Source organism: Flavobacterium sp. DW-iso2, assembly GCF_058725285.1.
In genome coordinates this window covers 89,848-113,669 of sequence record NZ_JBZXDY010000002.1, presented here as the reverse complement: position 1 = coordinate 113,669, position 23,822 = coordinate 89,848, and the positions used below count along the sequence as shown (strand labels likewise).

Genomic DNA, 23,822 nt, shown 5'->3' with positions numbered 1-23,822 from the left:
TGTGTACTGAAATTTCATTTAAACATATTAAGAACTAAATAACACTCTTAAAAAACTGCAAGAAAACGTAATTCTAAGCCTTAAACTCAAGAAAAATAGTTCATGAAAGACATCACTCTTAAAGAAATTGCGATCAAATTAGGCATTTCGATTACTACGGTATCTAAAGCCTTAAAGAACTATTCTGATGTTAGCCAGAAAACAAAAAATGCCGTAATTGAACTTGCACAAGAATTACGTTATACCCCTAATAGTTTTGCAGTTAATCTCAGAACTAAAGAATCAAAAACAATTGGTTTAATTATTCCAGAAGTGATGCATCATTTTTTCTCCAATATTATCAATGCCATCATTGACGAAGCAGAGAAAAATGGTTATCTAGTCATTATCTTACAGTCAAATGAATCCCTGACTTTAGAAAAAAAACAAGTTGAATTACTTATCAATAAAAGAGTCGATGGTATTTTAATGTCCCTTTCTAATGAGTCCAATAATGATGATCACATAAAACAAATTGTTGAAAGAAATATACCCTTTGTCATGTTTGACAAAATCTCCAAGCTCTGCAATTGTTCAAAAGTTATTATTGATGATCAAAAAGCAGCATTTAATGCAGTACAACATCTTATAGATAATGGATGCAAAAAAATAGCACACATAAGAGGACCTTTAAATCCACAAAATGCGATTGATCGCTACATTGGATACAAAAAAGCATTAGAAAAAAATAATATCCCATTTGACTCAAAACTGATATACACTTGTGAAAATGTTACTTTTCAAGAAGGAATTGATTTTGCGGAGCAAATTATTAATGAGCATCCTGATGTAGACGGAATCTTTGCAATTACAGATCTTGTTGCTGTAGGAGTGCTTTCCTATTTTAACGACATAGGAACTAAAATCCCAGAACAAGTAGCCGTGATTGGTTTCAGCAATTGGTTTATGTCTCAAGTACTAACGCCAAAACTAAGCACAGTAGATCAACCGAGTCACCAAATGGGCATAGAATCATTTAATCTGTTATTAGAAGAAATGAATTATCATAAACTGAATCTACCCTTTGTACCGAGAACAATTTTACTAGAAACTGCCATAATTGCTAGGGAATCATCTCTAAAAAAAAACAACAACTAATTACTTCAGAAAATCGATATTTCGTTTCAATCCCGAAAATTTCGTTCGCTTTAGCGGGGAATCCTTAAATACCACCTTAAAAGTATCTTCCGTGATTTCCTCCCAATCTTTCTTAGACATAGATAACAACTCTGGATTCGCATTAAATAAAGGCTCATTGTGTGGTTTAGAGAATTTATTCCACGGGCAAACATCCTGACAGATATCACAACCAAAAGCCCAATCATCAAACTTCCCCTTCATCTCCTGCGGGATATTCTCTTTAAGTTCTATTGTAAAATAAGATATGCACTTACTACCATCAACTATATAAGGAGCGACTATAGCTTCTGTAGGACAGGAATCGATACAAGCAGTGCAAGTACCACAATGATCTGTTGTTGCATTATCATAGTCCAAATCTAAATCGATAATTAGTTCGGCTATAAAATAGAACGAGCCTACTTTTTGAGTTAATAGATTACTATTTTTTCCTATCCAACCCAAACCACTTTTGGCTGCCCACGCTTTATCTAAAACTGGGGCCGAATCTACAAAAGCCCGACCAGAAACTTCTCCAATAGTTTCTTGAATTGATAACAACAACTCTTTAAGCTTATCTTTAATTACCAAATGATAATCCGTACCGTACGCATACTTAGAAATCTTATACGAATCCTCTAATTGTGTGTTTTCAGGATAATAATTCAACAACAACGAAATGACACTTTTAGAATCTTCTACCAATAAAGTAGGATCTAAACGCTTATCAAAATAATTTTCCATATAAGACATTTGTCCATTCCGATTATTATTCAACCAGTTTTCAAGCCTTGGTGCCTCTTGTTCAAGAAACCCAGCTTGGGATATACCACAAGACAAAAATCCGAGGCGTTTGGCTTCGGATTTAATAAATTGTGTGTATTTTGATTTCGAATTAATAGTACTTTATTAATAAAAGAGAATGTATTTAATCCTAAAATAATCCTCCTTGAATATTAGTATTGAGTCTCCCTAAATGCTTGTACGCTTTATCAGTTACTTCCCTACCTCGAGGTGTTCTCATAATAAAACCTTCCTGAATCAGGAATGGCTCATATACCTCTTCAATAGTTTCACTACTCTCTGATACGGCTGTCGCCAAAGTAGATAACCCAACAGGCCCACCTTTGAACTTATCAATAATGGTAGTCAATATTTTATTATCCATTTCATCAAGACCATGAGCATCTACATTTAAAGCCTTTAATGCATATCGGGCAATTTCAATATCTATTGTACCATTTCCCTTTATTTGGGCAAAATCACGAACACGGCGCAATAAAGCGTTTGCAATACGTGGAGTACCACGACTTCTGCCGGCAATTTCAATTGCGGCTTCTATTGAAATCGGCATTTTGAGTATTGACGCACTTCGTTCAACAATTGTAGTCAATAATTCTGCTGTGTAATACTGTAATCTTGATGAAATCCCAAAACGAGCACGCATTGGCGCTGTAAGAAGTCCAGAACGTGTTGTAGCTCCAATTAAAGTGAATGGATTAAGATTAATTTGCACTGTTCTAGCGTTTGGTCCTGATTCAATCATAATATCAATCTTGAAATCTTCCATTGCACTATACAAGTACTCTTCAACAATAGGACTTAAACGATGTATTTCATCTATAAACAAAACATCTCTTTCTTCTAAGTTTGTTAATAGACCTGCCAAATCACCCGGTTTATCTAAAACAGGACCCGAAGTAATTTTTATTCCTACCTGCAGCTCATTTGCCAAAATATTTGCCAAAGTAGTTTTACCTAATCCTGGAGGACCATGAAACAGCGTATGGTCTAAAGCTTCATTTCTCTGATTAGCTGCTTCAACAAAAACTTTAAGGTTTTCCAATATTTGATCTTGACCTGCAAAATCGTCAAAAGATAATGGCCTCAGTTTTTTTTCGAGATCAAATTGTTCTGAATTATACCCGTTAGTTGTTGGATCTAAATTTTCATTCATGTAACAAAGATAAAATAAAGTATCAGTAAAATACAGCACTGATAAAAGAGTTTAAAAAAATACATTATAATTCAATATACAAGTAAATCTAAGTAAAATCCCGTATGAACAATCCATAAAAAAAGCCCTTACTTTCGTAAAGGCTTCTTGAATATTTTAGTGATGTAAAACTTCTTCTCCTGGTTTCATTGGAACATTTTGAGGAACAAAATCTTCGTCGTGATTAGGGTTACTATAGTCATACGGCCAACGATGAACTTCTGGAATTTCTCCTGGCCAGTTCCCATGTATGTGTTCCATAGGTGCTGTCCATTCAAGTGTATTTGATTTCCATGGATTTTGAACAGATTTCTTTCCGTAAAAGATACTACTAAAGAAATTGTATAAAAACACCAATTGAAATGCTCCACCAATTAAAGCAAAAGTCGTTATAAGAACGTTTACATTTTGCAAATCATCAAATAAAGGAAAGTTTGTGTTTGTGTAATAACGTCTAGGTAAACCAGCTAATCCGATAAAGTGCATTGGAAAAAACACACCATAAGCACATATTGCAGTAACCCAAAAGTGAACATAACCTAAATTTTTATTAAGCATTCTTCCAAACATTCTAGGAAACCAATGATAAATACCAGCAAACATTCCGTAAAGTGCAGATATTCCCATCACCAAGTGAAAGTGAGCAACTACAAAATAAGTATCATGTACATTAATATCTAGCGTACTATCTCCAAGAATAATTCCTGTTAAACCTCCCGTTATGAAAGTAGAAACAAGACCAATAGAAAACAACATTGCTGGATTTAACTGTAAGTTACCTTTCCAAAGCGTTGTTATGTAATTAAAAGCTTTAACAGCTGATGGGATAGCAATCAACAATGTTGTAAAGGTAAACACGGAACCCAAAAATGGATTCATTCCAGATACAAACATGTGGTGACCCCAAACAATAGTTGATAAAAACGCAATCGCTATAATTGACATAATCATCGCCCTGTAACCAAAAATTGGTTTACGTGAATTTGTTGCTATAACCTCAGAAGTAATTCCCAATGCTGGTAGTAAAACAATATAAACTTCAGGATGTCCTAAGAACCAAAACAAGTGCTCAAACAAAACAGGTGATCCACCTTGATAATGCAAAACCTCACCCGCAATATAAATATCAGAAAGGAAGAAAGAAGTACCAAAACTTCTGTCAAAAATCAATAACAATGCCGCAGACAATAAAACTGGAAATGAAACAACTCCTATAATTGCAGTAACAAAGAAAGCCCAAATTGTAAGTGGCAATCTAGTCATCGACATTCCTTTTGTTCTTAAATTAATTACAGTAACTATATAATTTAAAGAACCCATTAAAGAAGACGCAATAAAAATTGCCATTGATATCAACCAAAGTGTCATACCCATTCCTGACCCACCAATAGCTTGTGGCAACGCACTTAATGGAGGATAAATGGTCCAACCGGAATTTGCAGGCCCTGATTCAACAAACAAAGACGAAACCATGATTATACTTGACAAAAAGAATAACCAGTAAGAGACCATATTCATAAAACCGGAAGCCATATCACGAGCTCCAATTTGGAGTGGAATCAGTAAATTACTAAATGTACCGCTCAAAGCTGCCGTTAAAACAAAGAACACCATTATGGTACCATGTATCGTGACTAACGAAAGATAAATATCATTTGTCATAACACCATTTGGCGCCCATTTATCCCCTAATAGGACGTTGAAAATCTTAAAAGATTCCTCTGGCCATGCTAATTGCATTCTAAAAAGCAAAGACATACTAACACCAATAATACCCATTACAATACCTGAAATAAGGTACTGCTTAGCAATCATTTTATGATCAATACTAAAAATATATTTAGTAATGAAAGTTTCTTTATGATGGTGTTCGTGTTCGTGATCGTGTCCGTGATCGTGACCTTCTGCTGACATATATGTATACTTTAAATATTCTTAATAATTATTTCATAGCTATTTTAACAACAGCCATTGTATCTTTTGATTTTAAACTATCACCTGCAGATGCTCCCTCCTCACTAGACGGAGAGGCAGCAGCTTTCATTTGATCTGCCAAAACAGTTTGTTGTTTCAACCACGCTTTATAATCTTCTGGTGTATCTACTATAATTTTCATTTGCATATTATAGTGAGATGCCCCACATATTTTATTACAAAGAAGTAAAAAATCGAAAGCATAAGGATCCAATGCAGCCTTACCATTAGCAACTAATTCAACAGACTTCTTAGAACGTATTGCATTAATATTAGCAACTTTCTCAATCATATAAGGTAACTCTCTATATTCAGAAGTTGTATAAATTGGCTCAAAAGCAAATTCAGTAACCATTCCTGGAACACAGTTCATTTGCGCTCTAAAATACGGCATGTAAGCCGAATGCAGCACATCCTGAGATCTGATCTTAAAATGTATTTTCTTTCCTTTCGGAATATGCAATTCCTTAACTACAATGTCATCCTGCGCGTAAGGATCAGCAAGATCAACTCCTAAAATATTAACGCCCTCGATGTATCTTACATTTGCTTTTCCCAAAACATTATCTTCTCCTGATACTCTCGCCGTCCAATTAAACTGTTGCGCATACAATTCAATTACAATAGTATCCTCATCCTCATCGATAAACATAATATTTGTCCAAGCATAAAGACCATAAAGAATCAAACCTGCCAATACAACCGCAGGAATTACACTCCATATTGCTTCTAATTTATTATTATCAGCAAAATACAATGCCTTTTGATCTTTTTTACCTCTATATTTAAAAGCAAAATAATGTAACAAAACTTGCGTTATCGCTTGAACAATAAAAATAAGAACCCAGGTAATATTCATCAAGTTATCTACTTGATCTCCATGCGCTGACGCTGGAGTATGGAGAACAAGAGGCCCCCAAGTAAACAAACCATATATTGAAAATATATATATAAACGCTAAGAACCCAAACATTAAATAACCCTGTACATTATTATCATTATCAGAAGCTACTTGAGAACTGTCTGACTCCGAACCTACTTGCGTAAGGTCAAATATTTTAGTCAATTGCCATAAAGCAACAGCTAATAAAACCAAAACTATAATTACCAACAAACTTGTCATCTGTTTCTTTCTTTAAATATTAATAATGAAAATGTTTACTCTCTTCGATGTACGGATTTCTTTTTGGTAACAAAGGAGATTTTGCCAATGCCGTAAAAACAACATAGATAAATAACCCCATAAAGAAAAGAACAGAGGCTATTTCTGATATTCCAATAAACCAGCTGTCCCCAACCGTACCTGGCATAATCATATTAAAGAAATCAATATAATGTCCAGCTAATATTACAACACCTGCCATAACCAATATCCAAGTGATTCTTTTAAAATCAGTATTTACTAAAATCAATATAGGAAAAACAAAATTCATAACAACCGCACCAAAAAATGGCAAGTTATACAATTCTATTCTCGTTATGAAGTATGTAATCTCTTCAGGTATATTTGCGTACCATATTAACATGAATTGTGAAAACCAAAGATAGGTCCAGAAAACACTAAAACCAAACATAAATTTAGCTAAATCATGAATATGACTTGTATTTACATGTTCTAAATACCCATTTGATTTCAAATATAAAGTAACCATTGCAATCATAGTAATTCCACTTACAAAGAAACTTGCAAAGACATACCATCCAAACAAAGTACTAAACCAGTGAGGATCTATAGACATAATCCAATCCCATGACATGATAGATTCAGTAACTATAAAGAATACTAAAAATCCAGCTGAAATATTAAAATTCTTTTTATAGAAACTATCATCATTAGATTCATCTTGCGCTAAACAGTTTTTAGCAGAATAATATCTATATAAATTCCAACCGATTAAGAATATTGCAGCTCTAGCAATCCAAAAAGGAAAATTTAAGTAACCTGTTTTTGTAGCTATAAGCTTATCATGAGCAACCACTTCAGGATCTAACCAGATAAACAAATGATTAAAATGAAGACCACACAAAATTAAAAACACGAAGAATATTACAGAACCCCATGGCAAATAAGCAGTAATTCCTTGCATTACTCTAAACAATACAGGAGACCAACCAGCAGATGCAACTTGCTGGATAGCATAGAACGCTAAAACACCCATAGAAATTAGCAAAAAGAAAATACAAGCTACATATAAAGCCGCCCATGGTTTATTTTGCAATTGATGCAAGACATGAGTCAAATGCACTTCATGCTTAGCAGCTTCATTAACTTCATTATGATTTTCCACTACTGCTTCATGAGTCTCAGTAGACTCAACAGCCGCTGCAACCTCATTATGACCTTCTAACGCTGTTGTATCTTTAGTACCCTCAACAGCCAAGTCAACTTCTTTATGATCCGCTACCACTGCATGAGCCGCAACCGACTCACTAGTAACTTCATGCTTAACTTCAACATGTCCTCCATGGCTATCAGCAGCAAGAATTTTTTCAACTTCTTGAATATCTTTTGGTGCAGTTAAAAAACCATATCCAATTCCTAAAAGACCTAATGCCATTAAGATGAAAGAAAAAGTTTTTAATTTACTTGAAAATGTATACATATCTATTACGATCAGTTTGTTCAACAATTATAATTGGCTTTTCAGTTTTAGAACATAGTCAGCAACTAACCAACGTTCATGGACACTTAATTGATTAGCATGAGATCCCATAGCATTTAAACCATAAGTCACAACATGAAAAATACTTCCTTCCGTGATAACTCTGTCTTTGTAGCTAGGAACTCCAAGAAATTTCTCTCTTTCAACTAATTTCCCTTTTCCATTACCAGAAGTTCCGTGACAACTCATGCAATAAATTTCAAAAAGTGCCTGCCCTTCTCCAGAATTTCTACCCAAAGAATCTAGGGGAGATTTAAGATTAGCTTTCGCTAAATCGTAACCCTCAGGTGTGTTCTCATACTCATACGGTTCAAAACCTCTATTGATCGTACCAGTAGCAGGAAGCTGTCCTTCTTTACCATTCTTAAATGCACTAGACTCTGAATATGTTTCGTAGCCAATTGATTCATACATATTAGGAAAGTACTGATAATTCGGCGCTGAATTATTATGGCAAGATGCTATTGAAATAGTAATGCCTAATAATAGTGTTATTTTATATACCCTTTTCATATCTAAATTAATGCTTTTCTATTACTTTAACTTCTATAGCTCCTGTATTCGTGAAAAAAGAAACTAATTCTTCCTCATTATTATTAACAGCTACCTCCATCAAGAAGTGATCATCTGTTGTTCTAACATCAGGATTCTCAGCCTGTTTAAAAGGCCACAACTTACTTCTCATATAAAAAGTAATTACCATTAAATGCGCCGCAAAAAACACAGTCATCTCAAACATAATAGGCACAAATGCCGGCATGTTTTCAATGTAACTAAAACTTGGCTTTCCACCGATATCCTGCGGCCAATCTTGAATCATAATAAAATTCATCATCCAAGTAGCAAATGAAATACCAATACAACCGTATATGAATGAACAAATAGCTAGTCTAGTAGGCGCAAGCCCCATCGCTTTATCCAAACCGTGAACTGGAAATGGTGTAAAAACTTCTTCGATATGATGATGAGCTGCCCTGGTTTGTTTAACCGCATCCATCAATATATCATCGTCATTATAAATGGCGTATATTACTTTATTACTCATGATGTACATCTTTATTAGCTGCTCTTTCTCTTATATAATTATCTCCTGTTCCTTTCAAAATAGTTTTAATCTCCGCTTGTGCAATTACAGGAAAAGTTCTAGAGTATAATAAAAATAATACAAAGAAGAAACCAATTGTTCCTATAAAAATTCCTATGTCAACAAACGTTGGTGAAAACATTGTCCATGATGAAGGCAAATAATCCCTATGTAAAGAAGTAACAATAATTACAAACCTTTCAAACCACATCCCTATGTTTACTACAATAGATAGACAAAAAGAAAACATAATACTTGTTCTTAATTTTTTAAACCACATAAACTGTGGAGATAATACATTACAAGACATCATCATCAAATATGCCCACCAATATGGCCCAGTCGCTCTGTTCAAGAAAGCATATTGCTCATATTCAACTCCAGAATACCATGCAATAAAAAGCTCTGTTATGTAGGCTACCCCTACAATAGAACCAGTTATCATTATTACAATATTCATCAATTCAATATGCTGAATAGTAATATAAGCCTCAAGATTAGATACTTTCCTCATAATAATAAGTAAAGTATTCACCATTGCAAAACCAGAGAATACCGCACCTGCTACAAAATAAGGAGGAAAAATAGTAGTATGCCATCCAGGTATTACAGAGGTAGCGAAATCCATCGATACAATAGTATGCACAGAAAGTACCAAAGGTGTTGCTAATCCGGCGAGTACTAAAGATACTTCTTCAAAACGTTGCCAATCTTTCGCTCTCCCACTCCATCCAAAACTTAAAATAGAATAAACTCTTTTATTAAAAGGAGTTACTGCTCTATCTCTTAACATTGCAAAATCAGGCAACAACCCTGTCCACCAGAACACCAATGAAACTGATAAATATGTAGATATTGCAAATACATCCCAAAGTAATGGTGAATTAAAATTCACCCACAAGGATCCAAATTGATTTGGTATAGGCAATACCCAATACGCTAACCATGGACGACCCATATGTATAATTGGAAATAAACCCGCTTGGATAACGGAAAAAATTGTCATTGCTTCTGCAGAACGGTTAATCGCCATTCTCCATCGTTGACGGAATAATAATAATACCGCCGAAATTAATGTTCCAGCATGACCAATACCAACCCACCAAACAAAGTTTGTGATATCCCATGCCCAACCAACTGTTTTATTTAATCCCCATGTTCCAATTCCTGTAGATACGGTGTAAATTATACAGCCTATTCCCCAAAGGAAAGCTGTTAATGCGATTGAAAATACAATCCACCATTGTTTGTTTGCTTTACCTTCAACAGGCGCAGCTACATCAACAGTTACGTCGTGATAAGATTTATCACCTATAACTAAAGGTTTTCTAATGGTTGCTTCGTAGTGAGACGACATAATCCTTTATCTTGTTTCTTAATTAATAATTTTTTGTACTAAGTATTTCTAACTTTAACGTGATAAATCACATTAGGCTTTGTTCCAACATGTTCCAGCAAATGATACATTCTTTCATCCTCTGCTAATTTTTTGATCTGACTTTCTTTATCATTAACATCCCCAAAGGCCATTGCTCCGTTAGAACAAGCATTTGAACATGCAGTTTGAAATTCTCCATCAACTACTTCTCTTCCTTCTCTTTTAGCATTTAAAATTGTAGCTTGTGTCATTTGAATACACATAGAACATTTTTCCATAACACCACGAGAACGAACATTCACATCAGGATTTAAGACCATACGACCTAAATCATCATTCATATGATAATCAAATTCACTGTTTTTGTTATACAAGAACCAGTTAAAACGACGTACTTTATACGGACAGTTGTTAGCACAGTAACGCGTACCAACACATCTGTTATAAGCCATATGATTTTGCCCTTGACGACTATGTGATGTTGCCGCTACCGGACAAACAGTTTCACAAGGTGCGTGATTACAGTGCTGACACATTACAGGCTGAAATGAAACTTGAGGATTATCACCTGCTTTTTCCATCTCATTAAATGTAGACAATGAACTCGACAAACCAGAAATGTTTTCTTTTCTTTCGTTATCACCTTCAAACGTACTTTCAGAAGAATAATATCTATCGATACGCAACCAGTGCATATCACGACTTCTTCTAATTTCTGACTTACCTACTACAGGCACATTATTTTCAGCATGACAAGCTATTACACAAGCCCCGCAACCAGTACAAGCATTCAAGTCAATAGAAAGATTAAAGTGATGCCCAACAGAACGATCAAAAGAATCCCATAAATCTACTGTAGTCCCTTCTACTTCTTCATGGTTCAAAGAGACCATTGGAACTTCATTCCAATACTTAGCATCTTTAGTATTGAATATCTCCAAAGAAGTCTCTTTGATAATATCCCCTCTACCCATTAATGTTTTTTGACCTTGAACACAAGCAAACTCGTGATCTCCGTCAGCTTTTACTAATGTAACAGATTGCACATCATTAAAATCTTTATATAAAGTGTAAGCATTTAAACCTACTTGCATTTCTTCTTTTAAAGCCGCTTTACGACCATAACCTAAAGCCAAACCAATCGTACCAACAGCCTGACCTGGTTGAACAATTACCGGCACATTATCTAGTTTTAAACCATCTGCCGTAGTAATTGTAGCATAACTTCCGTTAAGACCACCATTAGCAACGATTTCATTAGACATCAATAACGCTTTAGCATCTGCATTTGAAACAGTAACATAATTATCCCAAGAAACTCTTGTAATAGGATCTGGAAATTCCTGCAACCAAGGATTATTCGCTTGTTGACCGTCACCCATTCCTGTTTTAGTATACAACACTAATTCAAAACCTGCGGCAACTTTAGATTTTGCTAATGCACTTGCAGCAGCACTAAAATCTGCAGAACCACCAGAAACCGATTGAGCAGCACCAACATAAACACCATCATGCAATATTTTATTCCAAGAAGCACCCGCAATAATTGAAGATGAATTTGCTTTTATATAATCATAATATGTTCCAGACATCCCATTCAAAGACATTAACACATCTTGAAATTGTTTTGTATCGAACAAAGGACGAATTGTAGGTTGAGTTAAACTATACGTGCCTTTAGTAAGACTTAAATCACCCCAAGCTTCCAAATAATGAGGAACTGGAGCAGCAATCGTACTAAGTAAAGCCGTTTCATCTTCTTTTAAAGTTAAAGATACCGATGTAGTAACTTTTTTAAGACCTTCAGCAAAAGAAGCCGAATCTGCTAATGTATAAACAGGATTAACACCACTCATTATCAAAGTATGAACGCTTCCTGCTTTCATATCTTTAACCAATTGAGCTAATTTCTCGTTTGATCCTTTTCTTATTTGTCTTGTTCCAAAAGTGCTAAAAGCCTCACTGGCTAAAACTTGATTAATAGCCAAAACTAATAACTGAGCATTTCTATCCTGAATACCAGAAACCAATACACCCTTTGAACCAGCTGACTTTAATTGTTGTGCCGCTTTTGTGACTTCAGATTTAAACTTATCTTCTAAACTTACAGCGATAGCAGAACCAGTTACTATATTATATATATGTACTAAGGCTTGCTTTTGGTTTGCAGTAGACATTGGTAAACGCTTATCAGCAGCAGCACCAGACAAAGTCATGTTTGCTTCTAATTGAAAATGACGTGACATTTTTCCGTTCTTAGGAACTCTGCCTTGAGTATAACCTGAATCATACCCTCCACCTTGCCAATCACCAAGAAAATCAGCACCAACAGAAACTATAAGCGATGCTTTTGAAAAATCATAATCAACCAGAGCTCTTTCACCGTAAACAGTTTCAAAAGCATCTAAAGCTTCAGATGAAGAAACAGCATCATAAATAATATGTTTCCCATTTGGGTTTGAAGCAATAAATTGACTAATCAACTTTTCAGTAGATGGACTAGCTAAAGTATTAGTCAACAATACTACTTGTCCGCCTTTTGCCTTAGCATCAACTATACTTGATTTAATTTTTGAATCTACAGCAGACCACGTTGAATCTTTACCACCAATTTTAGGTTCTTTCAAACGCATATTATCGTACAACGATAATATCGATGCATGAATTCTAGCATTAGCAGTAAATTTAGCTCCTGAAATAGTATTATTGTCTATTTTAATAGGACGCCCCTCACGAGTTTTAACAAGTAGGTTTGCAAAATCAAAACCATCAAAAACAGAAGTAGCATAATAATCAGCTACTCCAGGAATGATTTGCTCTGGCTGCAACACATAAGGAATCGACTTGTTAACCGGACCCTCACACGCAGCAAGTGTAGCTGCTGCAGTACTAAATCCAACGTACTTTAAAAAGTCACGACGTGATGTTGAAGAAGACATTGCCTCTTTACTTCCTAAAAATTCATCAGTAGGAATTGCTTCAACAAATTCGTTATTTCTAAGCGCCTCAACAATAGAACCGTTTTCTAGTTCTTCAACACTTTTCCAGTATTTTTTGTTTGATGACATTGTATATAAATATTAAAATCTTAATAATTTGATTAATAGTGACATTTACCACACTCTAATCCACCCATTTGCGCTGCAGTCAGCTTGTCAACACCGTATTTTTTAGAAAGTTCATCATGAATTTTTGTGTAATATTCATTTCCTTTCATCTTAACATCAGTTACTCTATGACAATTAATACACCAACCCATTGTCAAAGGAGCAAATTGCTTTTGAATCTCATAGGTCTGAACCGGACCGTGACATGTCTGACATTCGATCCCGGCAACAGTAACGTGTTGAGAGTGATTGAAATAAACGAAATCAGGTAAGTTATGAATACGAACCCATTTTACAGGTTGTGTTTTTCCAGTATAAGACTGAGTTGATTTATCCCAACCCACTGCCGTATATAATTTTTGGATTTGCTCGTCGTAAAATGCCTTGCTGTATTCTGGCGTAGCAGTACTTTCAGCAACTTCAGCAATGTTTTTATGACAGTTCATACAAACATTCAAAGAAGGAATTCCCGCATTTTTACTAACTCTAGCCGCAGAGTGACAGTATTTACAATTAATCTCATTATCACCAGCGTGAATTCTATGAGAATAATGTATCGGCTGAATTGGTTCGTAGTTTTGATCTACCCCCACCTGCATTAAAAAACCATAAACAAAATACGCACTAGCCAACAATAAAAATATAGCACTAACTAATACTAAGAATTGATTTTTAGCAAACGCTTTCCAAATAGGAGTAGTAGGCGTTTTTGACGCTACCTCTATACCATTTACTTTAGCTACTTTTCTTAAAACGTTATTCACCAAGAATAACATCACCACTAACATAGCCATAACAAGAGCAAGAGCACCTAAAATTATATTATTAGACACAGCTCCTTGATCAGACCCTCCAGCAACAACAGCGCCAGGAACTGCAGCAGGAGCTTCAGCCTTCACTTCAGAAGTGTAAGCGATAATGTTATCAATATCACCTTCCGACAGCGTAGGAAAAGCAGTCATAGCGACCTTATTATTCTCTTCATAGACTTTTACAGCCTTTGCATCCCCTGACTTAATAAGCTCAGCACTATTATTAATCCACTTGTACAACCAAGGCATATCATACTTAGCAGCAATACCCCTAAGAGCCGGACCAGTTGCCTTAACATCAAGCTTATGACATGCAGCACAATTTGAATTAAAAAGTTCTTTACCCTTTACCGGGTCACCACCTTGAGCGGCTACTGGAGCTTCAGTTGCGGCAGCTGGAACAGCATCTTGCGCAAATGAAGTTAAGGAAACAGTTAGCATCAAAGCTAAGCTTAAAAATAGTTTCCTTGAGTTCGAATTATGGTTACCCACCTTTTTCATAAAGTATAATGATTATCTACTAAAAATTGGCACAGTTTTTTCTATAAACACATATATAAAAACTGTTCCTTTATTTTAAACTTCGACAAAAATACGACTTAGAAACTATTCTCAAAACCTTAAAATAATCTTAATTTCAATTTATAACTATTCTAAATAATAATTATGCTTTCCATTCATCCATTAAATACTATTTTTGCCTAAAAACCACTACGTTATGAGAATTATTACAATAAAAAATATCTTTTATTACTCCTTTATACTGAGTGTACTATCCAGTAATTTAAAAGCACAAGACCGAAACCTTACCATTTCTCAAGATCCTAAATTTGAGCAACTATTAAATGAAAAAAGAAAAATAAATGCTTCAATAGCTGTAAATGAGCGCTATAAAATTCAAGTCTTCAGTGGCGATAATGATAAAGCAAAAAAGACATTAAACGATTGCAAACAAGATTTTGCAGATCTCGATGGCACAATAGTATTCAACACTCCTAATTATAAAGTTTGGATCGGCAACTTTAGAACTAAGATCGAAGCAGAACGCAATTTAATCGAAATACGTAGAAAGTACGAAAACGCTTATTTAATAAAACCGCAGAAATAAAAAGAATAGAAAAACGTTCTGCTTACGAAAGTCACAACAACTAAATAAAACACTAAAACCACTTCGAAATGAAGTGGTTTCTTCTTTTTACTCCGCTTCTACTACGTCGTGTGATCCCTCGAATTGCAAATTTGAACTACCGTTGTTGACATATTCGACTCACCGTGAAATTTCCTTATGATAGGCCTTAACAAATCAATGACAACAACAAAAATCACTATTATTTTTGGCATATTTCACAACTCAATTAGTCCTTAAAAACAAAAAATCAGTTTGAGCAGCTCCTTATTTTATATGCTTTGTTTGTTAGTTGTTAAGAGCACCAAGCCTATGACATTCGCATAATACACCATCCTTTAATAAAGTCTTGTATTAATTAGAAACCATTTCCTATCAGAATACCAGATTTACAAACCAGCCACAAAAGTTATATATACTATCTAAGGACTTCAGACTTTCTTTAAAAGATTTAAAATTATAAATAAAAGCACTAAAGCCACTTCGTAATGAAGTGGCTTCTACTTTAAGAAAGCTCCCAATATCCTTGTCTGTGGGCACAGATTGTAAATCTGCACTAAAATTGTCGACATATCGAACTGGCCCGCCCTATTTATGCTATCTATTCAATAGTTAGATTTACATATCAAATCACTACTATAATAAGGCCCATAAATAATTATCAAGGTTATTTCGTAACCATTTTTATAAAGGAAAAAAGCCATCCAATAAATTATTAATTACTACTAGTTTAGTATTTAATAAATCCGTTTTTGATCAGTAATTTGAAAACCCTACCTATGAAATAACTGCTTTCTATCTAATTTTTTGTACTCCTTTTCAAATTTATTTTTAAAATAAAAAATAAATATGATCCTTTAAAAAAACATTAATTGCTACTTTTTAACCTAAAGTATGATTAAAAAATAGATTGTATTCTTTAATATTGCTACTTTTTCTATAAGAATGGAAAATCTAAAATGACTTCATTAAACATATTTCCTGCTTAAAATTTTTTGAGAATAAAATATAATGATTTGTTTATATCGGATCATTTTTCTCCTTTTTTATACCACATAATATATAAGAATTAACTTACTTTTATTTTGAACAAGAAACAACTAACATTATAAAATTAAAACTTGATCTAGATTAACCGGTAAAACACCTTATGTTATTCTCTCTAGCAAATTGATTAATTTCCTACCTCTATTTTTAAAATATACATCTCGTCTACTGAATGTGATTAATCACTAAAATCATCTTGACTAAAGTATGAACCGTTTAGCATAAAAATTATGAGCGGCACTAAGTAAAACACGTAATATCATTCGAATATATTCTTTGATAAAAAACAAACACTAATAATTCTCTAAAAACAACTCACTAAAAAATTTATATAACATTAAAATACTTTTTATAAATACGTTTTTTATCAACGACTGTTCGTTCTGATTTTCTATATTCTTTTAGCAATTCTTTATCAGAAGAAAGCATGTTAATAATATATCTATTAGTCAAAAAAATCGGGTTACCCGTTATCCTATCAAGAAGTAAAGGAACGGATAATTCAGATGGATCAAGAGTTAACAACATCCCTAATAATCCAAAGGAACTTCTTATTGCAGCAAAATCGACCGTATTACAACTAACTTCATTAATAAAATAATAATCCCCCATTATTTCAGTTTTAAAATAAAATCTCACAGTTGAAAATCTAGATGAATTTATATAAAAACTAAGCCCATCACTGAAACCAAAGAATTTAGTTTCGACTCTTCCGTTACGACTATTCAAAAGACAATTCCCCTCCTTATATTTAGTTATCCGATAATCATCTAAATCTAAAACCTCCCCAGTATTAAGGTCATTAAAATTTACATAAACCTCCTTTTTACTTAAATCAAAATTATCTGTAGAATCAAGTGCTGCACTGGAATCGAATTCAACGGGTATTTTATAAGTTTCATTTGACTTTTTATAATCATCAAAACAGTTTTTAATAGCCAAAATGACACGTTCATCATGTTTAGCAGTAACATCAAAACCTACCTCTGAAATTGTTGAAGTATATGTTCCGATAATATAATCCTTATTCTCTTTTCTATCAATTATATCCAAAACAACAGTCGCATAACCAGTCTCTTGATTGGACGTGGTTACTTCAGAAACAAAAATTTCATTGACTCGAATAGATATTGGTTTCTTACCCTGTTTTTTTTGGATAAATTACTGCTAAGAAACTAGCCAACTCATCTACAAAAGGCCTTTTAAAGTTTACCGGAACTTTAGAATTCGTAATAGATTTTTGCGCAATTCCAATATCTTCTTTGAATTGTCTCCCATCGTAAATATTGTTAATATAAAAATCGCTTTCAATTTCCTTATTACTGTCCTTCTCAAGAGATATTAAATAATGACTATCATTTTGCGCATTAATCGATAAACAAACAAAGAGACATCAAAAGTGCTTTCATAAATAAATAATTTAAGTCTAAAATAAAAAAAATCCCGAAGAATCGGGATTTTTAAATTATATAAGTAATTGAGTTTTATTTCAATTTCTTTTTGATTGCTACTTCATGGTACGCTTCAATAACATCTCTTTCTTCAATGTCATTATACCCTTTAATTTGGATACCACAATCGTAACCTTTAGCTACTTCTTTAACATCATCCTTGAAACGTTTCAAAGCACTAAGCTCACCTGAGTGGACTACAACACCATCACGAATAATTCTAATTTTAGCATTTCTAGCTATTTTGCCATCCATAACCATACAACCTGCGATTGATCCCACTTTAGAGATTTTAAATATCTCTCTAATTTCGGCAGTACCTAGAATTTCTTCCTTCATCTCAGGAGCTAGCATTCCTTCCATTGCATCTTTCAAGTCATCGATTGCTGCATAGATAATAGAATAGTAACGGATATCGATTTCTTCTTTATCAGCAAGCTGTCTTGCATTACCTGCAGGACGAACATTAAATCCGATAATGATCGCATCTGAAGCAGAAGCCAACATAACGTCAGTTTCAGTAATCGCTCCAACACCTTTATGTATAATGTTAATTTGAATTTCTTCAGTAGATAATTTAGAAAACGAATCAGATAATGCTTCAACAGAACCATCAACATCTCCTTTAAGGATCACGTTCAATTCTTTAAATTGACCTAAAGCAATACGACGACCAATTTCATCCAATGTAATATGACGCTGTGTACGAACAGATTGTTCACGCATTAATTGAGAACGTTTAGATGCAATTTGTTTTGCTTCTTTTTCGTCTTCGAATACATTGAACTTGTCACCCGCTGTTGCTGCACCATCAAGACCTAACACCGATACTGGAGTAGAAGGACCTGCTATGGTAACAATATTACCTCTTTCATCATGCATGGCTTTAATTTTACCATGATGTTTACCAGCCAACATATAATCTCCAACTTTAAGAGTACCATGTTGAACTAATATAGTAGAAACATATCCTTTACCTTTATCTAAAAAGGCTTCAACTACTGTTCCTTGTGCCTCTTTATTAGGATTCGATTTTAAATCTAAAATTTCTGCTTCTAATAAAACTTTTTCCAACAATTCTTTTACACCTGTACCCACTTTTGCTGAGATATCATGAGATTGGAATTTACCACCCCAGTCTTCTACAAGTAAATTCATACCTGCTAATTTCTCTTTAATTTTTTCAGGATTTGAATTTGGTTTATCTATTTTATTGATAGCGAATATAATTGGCACTCCTGCTGCCTGAGCATGACTTATAGCCTCTTTAGTTTGCGGCATGATATCATCATCTGCAGCAATTACAATAATAGCAATATCTGTTACTTGAGCACCACGTGCACGCATCGCAGTAAACGCCTCGTGACCTGGTGTATCTAAGAAAGCAATTTTTTGACCATTATCTAAAGTTACTCCGTATGCACCGATGTGCTGCGTAATACCTCCTGATTCACCAGCGATAACATTTTCCTTACGGATATAATCCAGCAAAGATGTTTTACCGTGATCGACGTGACCCATTACAGTAACAATAGGAGCTCTAAAAACTAAATCTTCCTCCCTATCTTCAACAACAGTTATAGAATCCTCAATATCTACAGTGATAAATTCAACTTCATACCCAAATTCATCCGCTACAATTGTTAACGTTTCTGCATCAAGACGTTGATTCATGGTTACCATGATTCCAAGAGACATACAAGTACCGATCACTTTTGTAATAGGCACATCCATCATGATGGCAATTTCACCAACAGTTACGAACTCTGTAACCTTAATGGTTTTACTTCCTTCTTCTATTGCTCTTTGCTCATCATCAGATTTCTGACGGTGCGTATCTCTTTTGTCTCTTCTGTATTTAGCTGCCTTAGATTTACCTCCTTTTTTACCTTGAAGTTTTTCTAAAGTTTCACGAATTTGGTTTTTTACTTCCTCTTCCGTAGGCTCCACTTTTGCTACAATTGCAGGTCTATTTCCTCTTACGAATCCAGGTCTTGAACTTCTATTCGCGTTAAAACCACCGCCTCCGCCAGTATTTGGCGTAATCTTATTAGGATTTGGAGCACCTGGAACTCTAGGTGTACCTGGTTTAGGAGCAATTCTCTTGCGTTTATTTTTATTAGCCGCTCCAGCAGCACCGGCAGCGCCTGGCTTATTTGGAGTGATTTTTGGCTCTTCTTTTTTCTTCTTCGGCTTATTAAACTGAGACAAATCAATAGTTTGACCAGTTAATTTAGTACCCGATAATTTCTGATATTGAGTTGTAATAGCTTCCTCAACCGGAGCTTCATCCGTTTTTGGAGCTGCCTTTTCTTCCGAAACAACAACTTTTTTATCTCCTTTTACTGGTTCCTTTACTGGCTCTTTTACTGGCTCCTTAGTTTCGACAACGGCTTTCACCTCTTTTTTGTCAGAAACAACTTTTTCCTCAACCGTTTCTTTTACAACTGGTTTTTCTGTCGAAGTTTTAGCTTTAGGCGCTTCAATTTTTTCAGCAACAACAGGACGGGCCTCAGGAGTTCGCGTAACTGGTACTGGAGCAGCAGCCGCTTTTTTAGGATTAAGATCAATTTTCCCTACTTGAACAGGTCCCGCTATAACAGCTCTCGCTTTTACAACTTCTTGTTGTTTTTTAAGAATCTCTTCGTCGTGCTTACGCTTGTCTTCGATTTCTTTCTCTCTCTCAACACGTAAAGCCTCTTTCTCTTTCTTTTTCTCTTCTCCTACTTCTTTTGAAGCCTCTTTTTTACCTCTGTCACCCGCAAATTGACCGCACAAGACATTGTATACATCATTAGAAATTTTTGTGTTTGGGTTTGCTTCAATAGCAATCCCTTTATCTTTTAGATAATCCACAGCTCTTTCCAAAGAAATATTCAATTCCCTTAAAACTTTGTTTATTCTAATAATTCTCTCTTCAGACATAAAACCTTTTTATTATTACCTTTTTTGTTATTCCTCGCTTTACTCCCAACTCGATATCTATCGAGCAAGAATTAATTGTAAAGCGGCATGTTTATCGTTGAAGATTCATTGACTAACTATCAAACTCTTCTTTCAATATTCTCATTACATCTAGAATCGTTTCCTCTTCTAGGTCTGTTCTTCTTACTAAATCGTCTACGTCTTGTTTTAAGATACTTTTTGCAGTATCTAAACCAATTTTCGCAAATTCTTCAATAACCCAGCTTTCGATTTCATCTGAAAACTCTGTTAATTCAACATCATCTTCATCGGCAGTTGCGCCAGCAACATCTCCTTCACGAATAACATCTAACTCATAACCTGTCAAAAGACCAGCTAATCTAATGTTGTGTCCACCTCTACCAATCGCTTTTGAAACTTCTTCTAATTTCAAGAAAACCTCTGCTCTTTTAGTTTCTTCATTTATCTTAATTGAAGATACTTTTGCAGGACTTAGCGCTCTCGTAATATATAATTGAATGTTACTTGTATAATTAATAACATCTATATTTTCATTTCCTAATTCACGAACAATTCCGTGGATACGTGATCCCTTCATACCTACACAGGCACCTACTGGATCAATTCTATCGTCATAAGTTTCTACAGCTACTTTTGCTTTTTCACCTGGAATTCTTACTACGTTTTTAACCATAATCAAACCGTCAAAAACTTCAGGAATTTCTTGTTCAAACAATTTCTCTAAAAACTTCTCAGAAGTTCTAGACATAATAATTTGAGGTTTGTTTCCTTTTAATTCAACGCTTTCAATTATCCCACGAACGTTATCTCCTTTACGGAAAAAATCAGATTGAATTTGTTTTTCTTTTGGTAAAACAATTTCATTTCCTTCATCATCCACCAAAATTACAACTCTAGGTCTTACGTGATGTACTTCGGCAGTATAAATTTCTCCAATTAAATCCTTAAATTGTTTGTAAAGATTTGTATTGTCGTGTTCATGTATTTTAGAAATAAGGTTTTGGCGTAAAGCCAAAATAGCTCTTCTTCCTAAATCTATTAATTTTACTTCTTCAGAAACTTCTTCACCAATTTCAAAATCGGCTTCAATTTTTCTTGCCTCTGTTAAAGTAATTTCTTCGTTTTCAAAATCTAAATCTTCGTCCGCAACAATAACTCTTCGTCTCCAAATTTCCATATCTCCTTTATCAGGATTTATAATAATATCGAAATTATCATCTGAACCGTATTTTTTCTTCAATGCATTTCTAAATACATCTTCCAAAATTGCCATAAGCGTTACACGATCAATAAGTTTATCATCTTTAAACTCTGAGAATGAATCGATTAATGCTAAATTTTCCATGCGAATTCTTTAATTAAAATGTTACTGTAACAATTGCTTCTTTTATATCTCCGTAAGGGATTTGCAACGTCTTTTCAACCGTCTCTTTTCCTTTACCTATCTTTTTAGGTTCTCTTGCTTTCCACGACAAAATTACAAAATCATCATTAGCTTCCACTAATTCTGCTTCTATATTTTCTGTATTAGTTTTCACAATCAATGTTCTACCTATATTTTTCTTGTATTGCCTGATCTTTTTCAATGGAGAAGAAACCCCTGCTGAGGCCACTTCCATAGAATAATCCTGCTCTTCTCTGTCTAAACTAGCATCTATCATGCGACTGATATCGATACAGTCCTGTAATACCACACCATTGTCATCGTCTAAAGTTATAATAACCTTAAAAGCATCAGTGATGGTAAGGTCTATCAAGAAAAGCGATGGCTTTTCTACAAGAGCTTCAGTCAACAATAAATTTACTTTTTCTTTAAATGTCATATTTTTTATAAAAAGAGGGGACATTTAGTCCCCTCATTATCTAGATTTTAATAAATAACGGTGCAAATATAGTGTTTTTTTTATAAATTTAATTGATTGACTGCTGTTAAAATAATTCTTATCTTTATACAAGCAAGAAAATCAAGAATTTTTTCCTAATTTAATCCATTTATTCATGAAACGAATTTTAGTCCCAACCGATTTTTCAGCACATGCAGAAAACGCATTAAAAGTCGCCGCACAAATTGCAAAAAAAAGCAATTCTGAAATACTTCTACTCCATATGTTAGAAATTCCAAATCAAATGAATGACGCTATAACAGGAGCCGCAAGCATCCCTGAAGTGATGCTATTCATTAAGAAAGCAAACGAAACGCTCCTAAAATTAAAAGACAATGACTATCTAAAAGGAATACAAGTAACTGAATTTGTGAAATTTGAAAAAGCATTTGACGGAATCCTATCCTTTAGTAGTGAGCACAAAACAGATTTAATAGTCATGGGGTCTCATGGAGTTTCTGGTATCGAAGAAATATTAATTGGCTCAAATACAGAAAAAGTAGTTCGACTCTCAGAAGTTCCGGTGCTGGTAATTAAAAAAGACTCCCCCGAATTGAAAGGAACCAACTTTGTTTTCGCATCGGATTTTTCCAAAGAAATAAAAAAACCATTCGAAAAAATGCTTGCCTTTAGCAAAATATTTGATGCAAAATTGAACTTAGTAATGATTTGCACCCCCAATAGTTTCAAATCCACTGCCCTTTCAGAAAAAATAATGAATGATTTCATAGCCGATTTTAAAATTACTAACTACTCCACTCATATTTATAATGACGTAAATATCGAAAAAGGAATCATTAACTTCTCTAAAACTATAAATGCTGATTTGATAGGACTATGCACCCACGGAAGAACAGGCTTAGCTCACTTTTTCACAGGAAGCATTGGCGAAGACTTAGTAAACCATGCGATAAGACCCGTAGTCACTTTCAAAATATAAAGTCACTTTATTTTAGACAGCGCTTTCAAACTGGACAAAATGTGATTTCCGGAGTTTAAAATTACTCCAAAAAAAAGCCTCTCATATTGAGAGGCTTTTGTTGGTCTACAAGGACTCGAACCTTGAACGACTGCACCAAAAACAGTTGTGTTACCATTACACCATAGACCATCAGTGCTGCTTAGCGAGTGCAAATTTATAATAAAATTCAGGTTGTGCAAACTTTTTTGAACTTTTTATTCAAAAAACACACAAAA

The 23,822-nt window shown here is 34.2% G+C and carries 17 protein-coding genes and 1 tRNA gene; 3 read left to right on the top strand and 15 right to left on the bottom strand.

Annotated elements, in window-relative coordinates; translation table 11 throughout:
- Nucleotides 1-102 precede the first annotated feature (102 nt).
- Nucleotides 103-1,137: a LacI family DNA-binding transcriptional regulator gene (locus AC4PRO_RS01935; RefSeq protein ID WP_492116092.1), complete on the top strand. Its 1,035-nt coding sequence runs from the start codon at nucleotides 103-105 to the stop codon at nucleotides 1,135-1,137.
- On the opposite strand, the gene queG is transcribed toward AC4PRO_RS01935, so the two are convergent.
- From queG to AC4PRO_RS01885, 10 genes are all read right to left on the bottom strand, one after another.
- A complete protein-coding gene (gene queG / locus AC4PRO_RS01930) occupies nucleotides 1,138-2,058 on the bottom strand; it encodes a tRNA epoxyqueuosine(34) reductase QueG (RefSeq protein WP_492116201.1) in 921 nt (306 codons plus the stop codon).
- Nucleotides 2,059-2,092: 34 nt separating this feature from the next.
- Entirely contained in the window at nucleotides 2,093-3,115 is a 1,023-nt protein-coding gene (gene ruvB, locus AC4PRO_RS01925) for a Holliday junction branch migration DNA helicase RuvB (protein ID WP_492116091.1), read from the bottom strand.
- A 156-nt stretch (nucleotides 3,116-3,271) separates the two neighbouring features.
- The gene (locus AC4PRO_RS01920) at nucleotides 3,272-5,068 is read right to left on the bottom strand and encodes a cytochrome c oxidase subunit I (protein WP_074721821.1); all 1,797 of its coding nucleotides are present in this window, start codon (nucleotides 5,066-5,068) and stop codon (nucleotides 3,272-3,274) included.
- Nucleotides 5,069-5,096: 28 nt separating this feature from the next.
- Nucleotides 5,097-6,251, bottom strand: coding sequence for a cytochrome c oxidase subunit II (locus AC4PRO_RS01915; protein ID WP_492116090.1), 1,155 nt, complete (start codon nucleotides 6,249-6,251; stop codon nucleotides 5,097-5,099).
- Between the two features lie 19 nt (nucleotides 6,252-6,270).
- On the bottom strand, nucleotides 6,271-7,731 hold the full coding sequence (locus AC4PRO_RS01910; RefSeq protein WP_492116089.1) for a quinol:cytochrome C oxidoreductase: 1,461 nt from the start codon (nucleotides 7,729-7,731) through the stop codon (nucleotides 6,271-6,273).
- A gap of 27 nt (nucleotides 7,732-7,758) precedes the next feature.
- Nucleotides 7,759-8,304, bottom strand: a complete 546-nt coding sequence (locus AC4PRO_RS01905; protein ID WP_492116088.1) for a c-type cytochrome — start codon at nucleotides 8,302-8,304, stop codon at nucleotides 7,759-7,761.
- A gap of 7 nt (nucleotides 8,305-8,311) precedes the next feature.
- Nucleotides 8,312-8,836 (bottom strand): DUF3341 domain-containing protein, encoded by a 525-nt coding sequence (locus AC4PRO_RS01900; protein WP_074721829.1) that lies wholly within the window; start codon nucleotides 8,834-8,836, stop codon nucleotides 8,312-8,314.
- On the bottom strand, nucleotides 8,829-10,232 hold the full coding sequence (nrfD, locus tag AC4PRO_RS01895; RefSeq protein ID WP_492116087.1) for an NrfD/PsrC family molybdoenzyme membrane anchor subunit: 1,404 nt from the start codon (nucleotides 10,230-10,232) through the stop codon (nucleotides 8,829-8,831). Before nrfD ends, AC4PRO_RS01900 begins: the two co-directional genes overlap by 8 nt.
- Nucleotides 10,233-10,270: 38 nt before the next feature.
- Complete coding sequence (locus AC4PRO_RS01890) at nucleotides 10,271-13,321, bottom strand: TAT-variant-translocated molybdopterin oxidoreductase (RefSeq protein ID WP_492116086.1); 3,051 nt, start codon at nucleotides 13,319-13,321, stop codon at nucleotides 10,271-10,273.
- A gap of 32 nt (nucleotides 13,322-13,353) precedes the next feature.
- Nucleotides 13,354-14,673: a c-type cytochrome gene (locus AC4PRO_RS01885; protein ID WP_492116085.1), complete on the bottom strand. Its 1,320-nt coding sequence runs from the start codon at nucleotides 14,671-14,673 to the stop codon at nucleotides 13,354-13,356.
- Between the two features lie 217 nt (nucleotides 14,674-14,890).
- On the opposite strand from AC4PRO_RS01885, the gene AC4PRO_RS01880 reads away from it, so the two are divergent.
- Nucleotides 14,891-15,280 (top strand): SPOR domain-containing protein, encoded by a 390-nt coding sequence (locus AC4PRO_RS01880; protein ID WP_074721837.1) that lies wholly within the window; start codon nucleotides 14,891-14,893, stop codon nucleotides 15,278-15,280.
- A 1,392-nt stretch (nucleotides 15,281-16,672) separates the two neighbouring features.
- On the opposite strand, the gene AC4PRO_RS01875 is transcribed toward AC4PRO_RS01880, so the two are convergent.
- From AC4PRO_RS01875 to rimP, 4 genes are all read right to left on the bottom strand, one after another.
- Nucleotides 16,673-17,398 carry a DUF6563 family protein gene (locus AC4PRO_RS01875; protein WP_492116084.1) on the bottom strand — a complete coding sequence of 242 codons (726 nt, stop codon included), beginning with the start codon at nucleotides 17,396-17,398 and terminating at the stop codon, nucleotides 16,673-16,675.
- A gap of 431 nt (nucleotides 17,399-17,829) precedes the next feature.
- Nucleotides 17,830-20,721: a translation initiation factor IF-2 gene (infB, locus tag AC4PRO_RS01870; protein ID WP_492116083.1), complete on the bottom strand. Its 2,892-nt coding sequence runs from the start codon at nucleotides 20,719-20,721 to the stop codon at nucleotides 17,830-17,832.
- A gap of 112 nt (nucleotides 20,722-20,833) precedes the next feature.
- Nucleotides 20,834-22,087 carry a transcription termination factor NusA gene (gene nusA, locus AC4PRO_RS01865; protein ID WP_492116082.1) on the bottom strand — a complete coding sequence of 418 codons (1,254 nt, stop codon included), beginning with the start codon at nucleotides 22,085-22,087 and terminating at the stop codon, nucleotides 20,834-20,836.
- A gap of 13 nt (nucleotides 22,088-22,100) precedes the next feature.
- On the bottom strand, nucleotides 22,101-22,565 hold the full coding sequence (gene rimP, locus AC4PRO_RS01860) for a ribosome assembly cofactor RimP (protein ID WP_492116200.1): 465 nt from the start codon (nucleotides 22,563-22,565) through the stop codon (nucleotides 22,101-22,103).
- Nucleotides 22,566-22,740: 175 nt separating this feature from the next.
- On the opposite strand from rimP, the gene AC4PRO_RS01855 reads away from it, so the two are divergent.
- A complete protein-coding gene (locus AC4PRO_RS01855; protein ID WP_492116081.1) occupies nucleotides 22,741-23,565 on the top strand; it encodes a universal stress protein in 825 nt (274 codons plus the stop codon).
- 100 nt (nucleotides 23,566-23,665) lie between these two features.
- On the opposite strand, the gene AC4PRO_RS01850 is transcribed toward AC4PRO_RS01855, so the two are convergent.
- Nucleotides 23,666-23,736: transfer RNA gene (locus tag AC4PRO_RS01850), tRNA-Gln, on the bottom strand.
- Nucleotides 23,737-23,822: the final 86 nt, after the last annotated feature.

What these genes read in the sequence shown, in the direction of transcription:
- AC4PRO_RS01905 (WP_492116088.1), bottom strand. Translation starts at nt 8,304, where the DNA reads ATGAAAAGGGTATATAAAATAACACTATTATTAGGCATTACTATTTCA.
- AC4PRO_RS01885 (WP_492116085.1), bottom strand. Translation starts at nt 14,673, where the DNA reads ATGAAAAAGGTGGGTAACCATAATTCGAACTCAAGGAAACTATTTTTA.
- AC4PRO_RS01890 (WP_492116086.1), bottom strand. Translation starts at nt 13,321, where the DNA reads ATGTCATCAAACAAAAAATACTGGAAAAGTGTTGAAGAACTAGAAAAC.
- nrfD (WP_492116087.1), bottom strand. Translation starts at nt 10,232, where the DNA reads ATGTCGTCTCACTACGAAGCAACCATTAGAAAACCTTTAGTTATAGGT.
- AC4PRO_RS01910 (WP_492116089.1), bottom strand. Translation starts at nt 7,731, where the DNA reads ATGTATACATTTTCAAGTAAATTAAAAACTTTTTCTTTCATCTTAATG.
- AC4PRO_RS01855 (WP_492116081.1), top strand. Translation starts at nt 22,741, where the DNA reads ATGAAACGAATTTTAGTCCCAACCGATTTTTCAGCACATGCAGAAAAC.
- AC4PRO_RS01880 (WP_074721837.1), top strand. Translation starts at nt 14,891, where the DNA reads ATGAGAATTATTACAATAAAAAATATCTTTTATTACTCCTTTATACTG.
- AC4PRO_RS01915 (WP_492116090.1), bottom strand. Translation starts at nt 6,251, where the DNA reads ATGACAAGTTTGTTGGTAATTATAGTTTTGGTTTTATTAGCTGTTGCT.
- nusA (WP_492116082.1), bottom strand. Translation starts at nt 22,087, where the DNA reads ATGGAAAATTTAGCATTAATCGATTCATTCTCAGAGTTTAAAGATGAT.
- ruvB (WP_492116091.1), bottom strand. Translation starts at nt 3,115, where the DNA reads ATGAATGAAAATTTAGATCCAACAACTAACGGGTATAATTCAGAACAA.
- rimP (WP_492116200.1), bottom strand. Translation starts at nt 22,565, where the DNA reads ATGACATTTAAAGAAAAAGTAAATTTATTGTTGACTGAAGCTCTTGTA.
- AC4PRO_RS01935 (WP_492116092.1), top strand. Translation starts at nt 103, where the DNA reads ATGAAAGACATCACTCTTAAAGAAATTGCGATCAAATTAGGCATTTCG.
- AC4PRO_RS01900 (WP_074721829.1), bottom strand. Translation starts at nt 8,836, where the DNA reads ATGAGTAATAAAGTAATATACGCCATTTATAATGACGATGATATATTG.
- infB (WP_492116083.1), bottom strand. Translation starts at nt 20,721, where the DNA reads ATGTCTGAAGAGAGAATTATTAGAATAAACAAAGTTTTAAGGGAATTG.
- AC4PRO_RS01920 (WP_074721821.1), bottom strand. Translation starts at nt 5,068, where the DNA reads ATGTCAGCAGAAGGTCACGATCACGGACACGATCACGAACACGAACAC.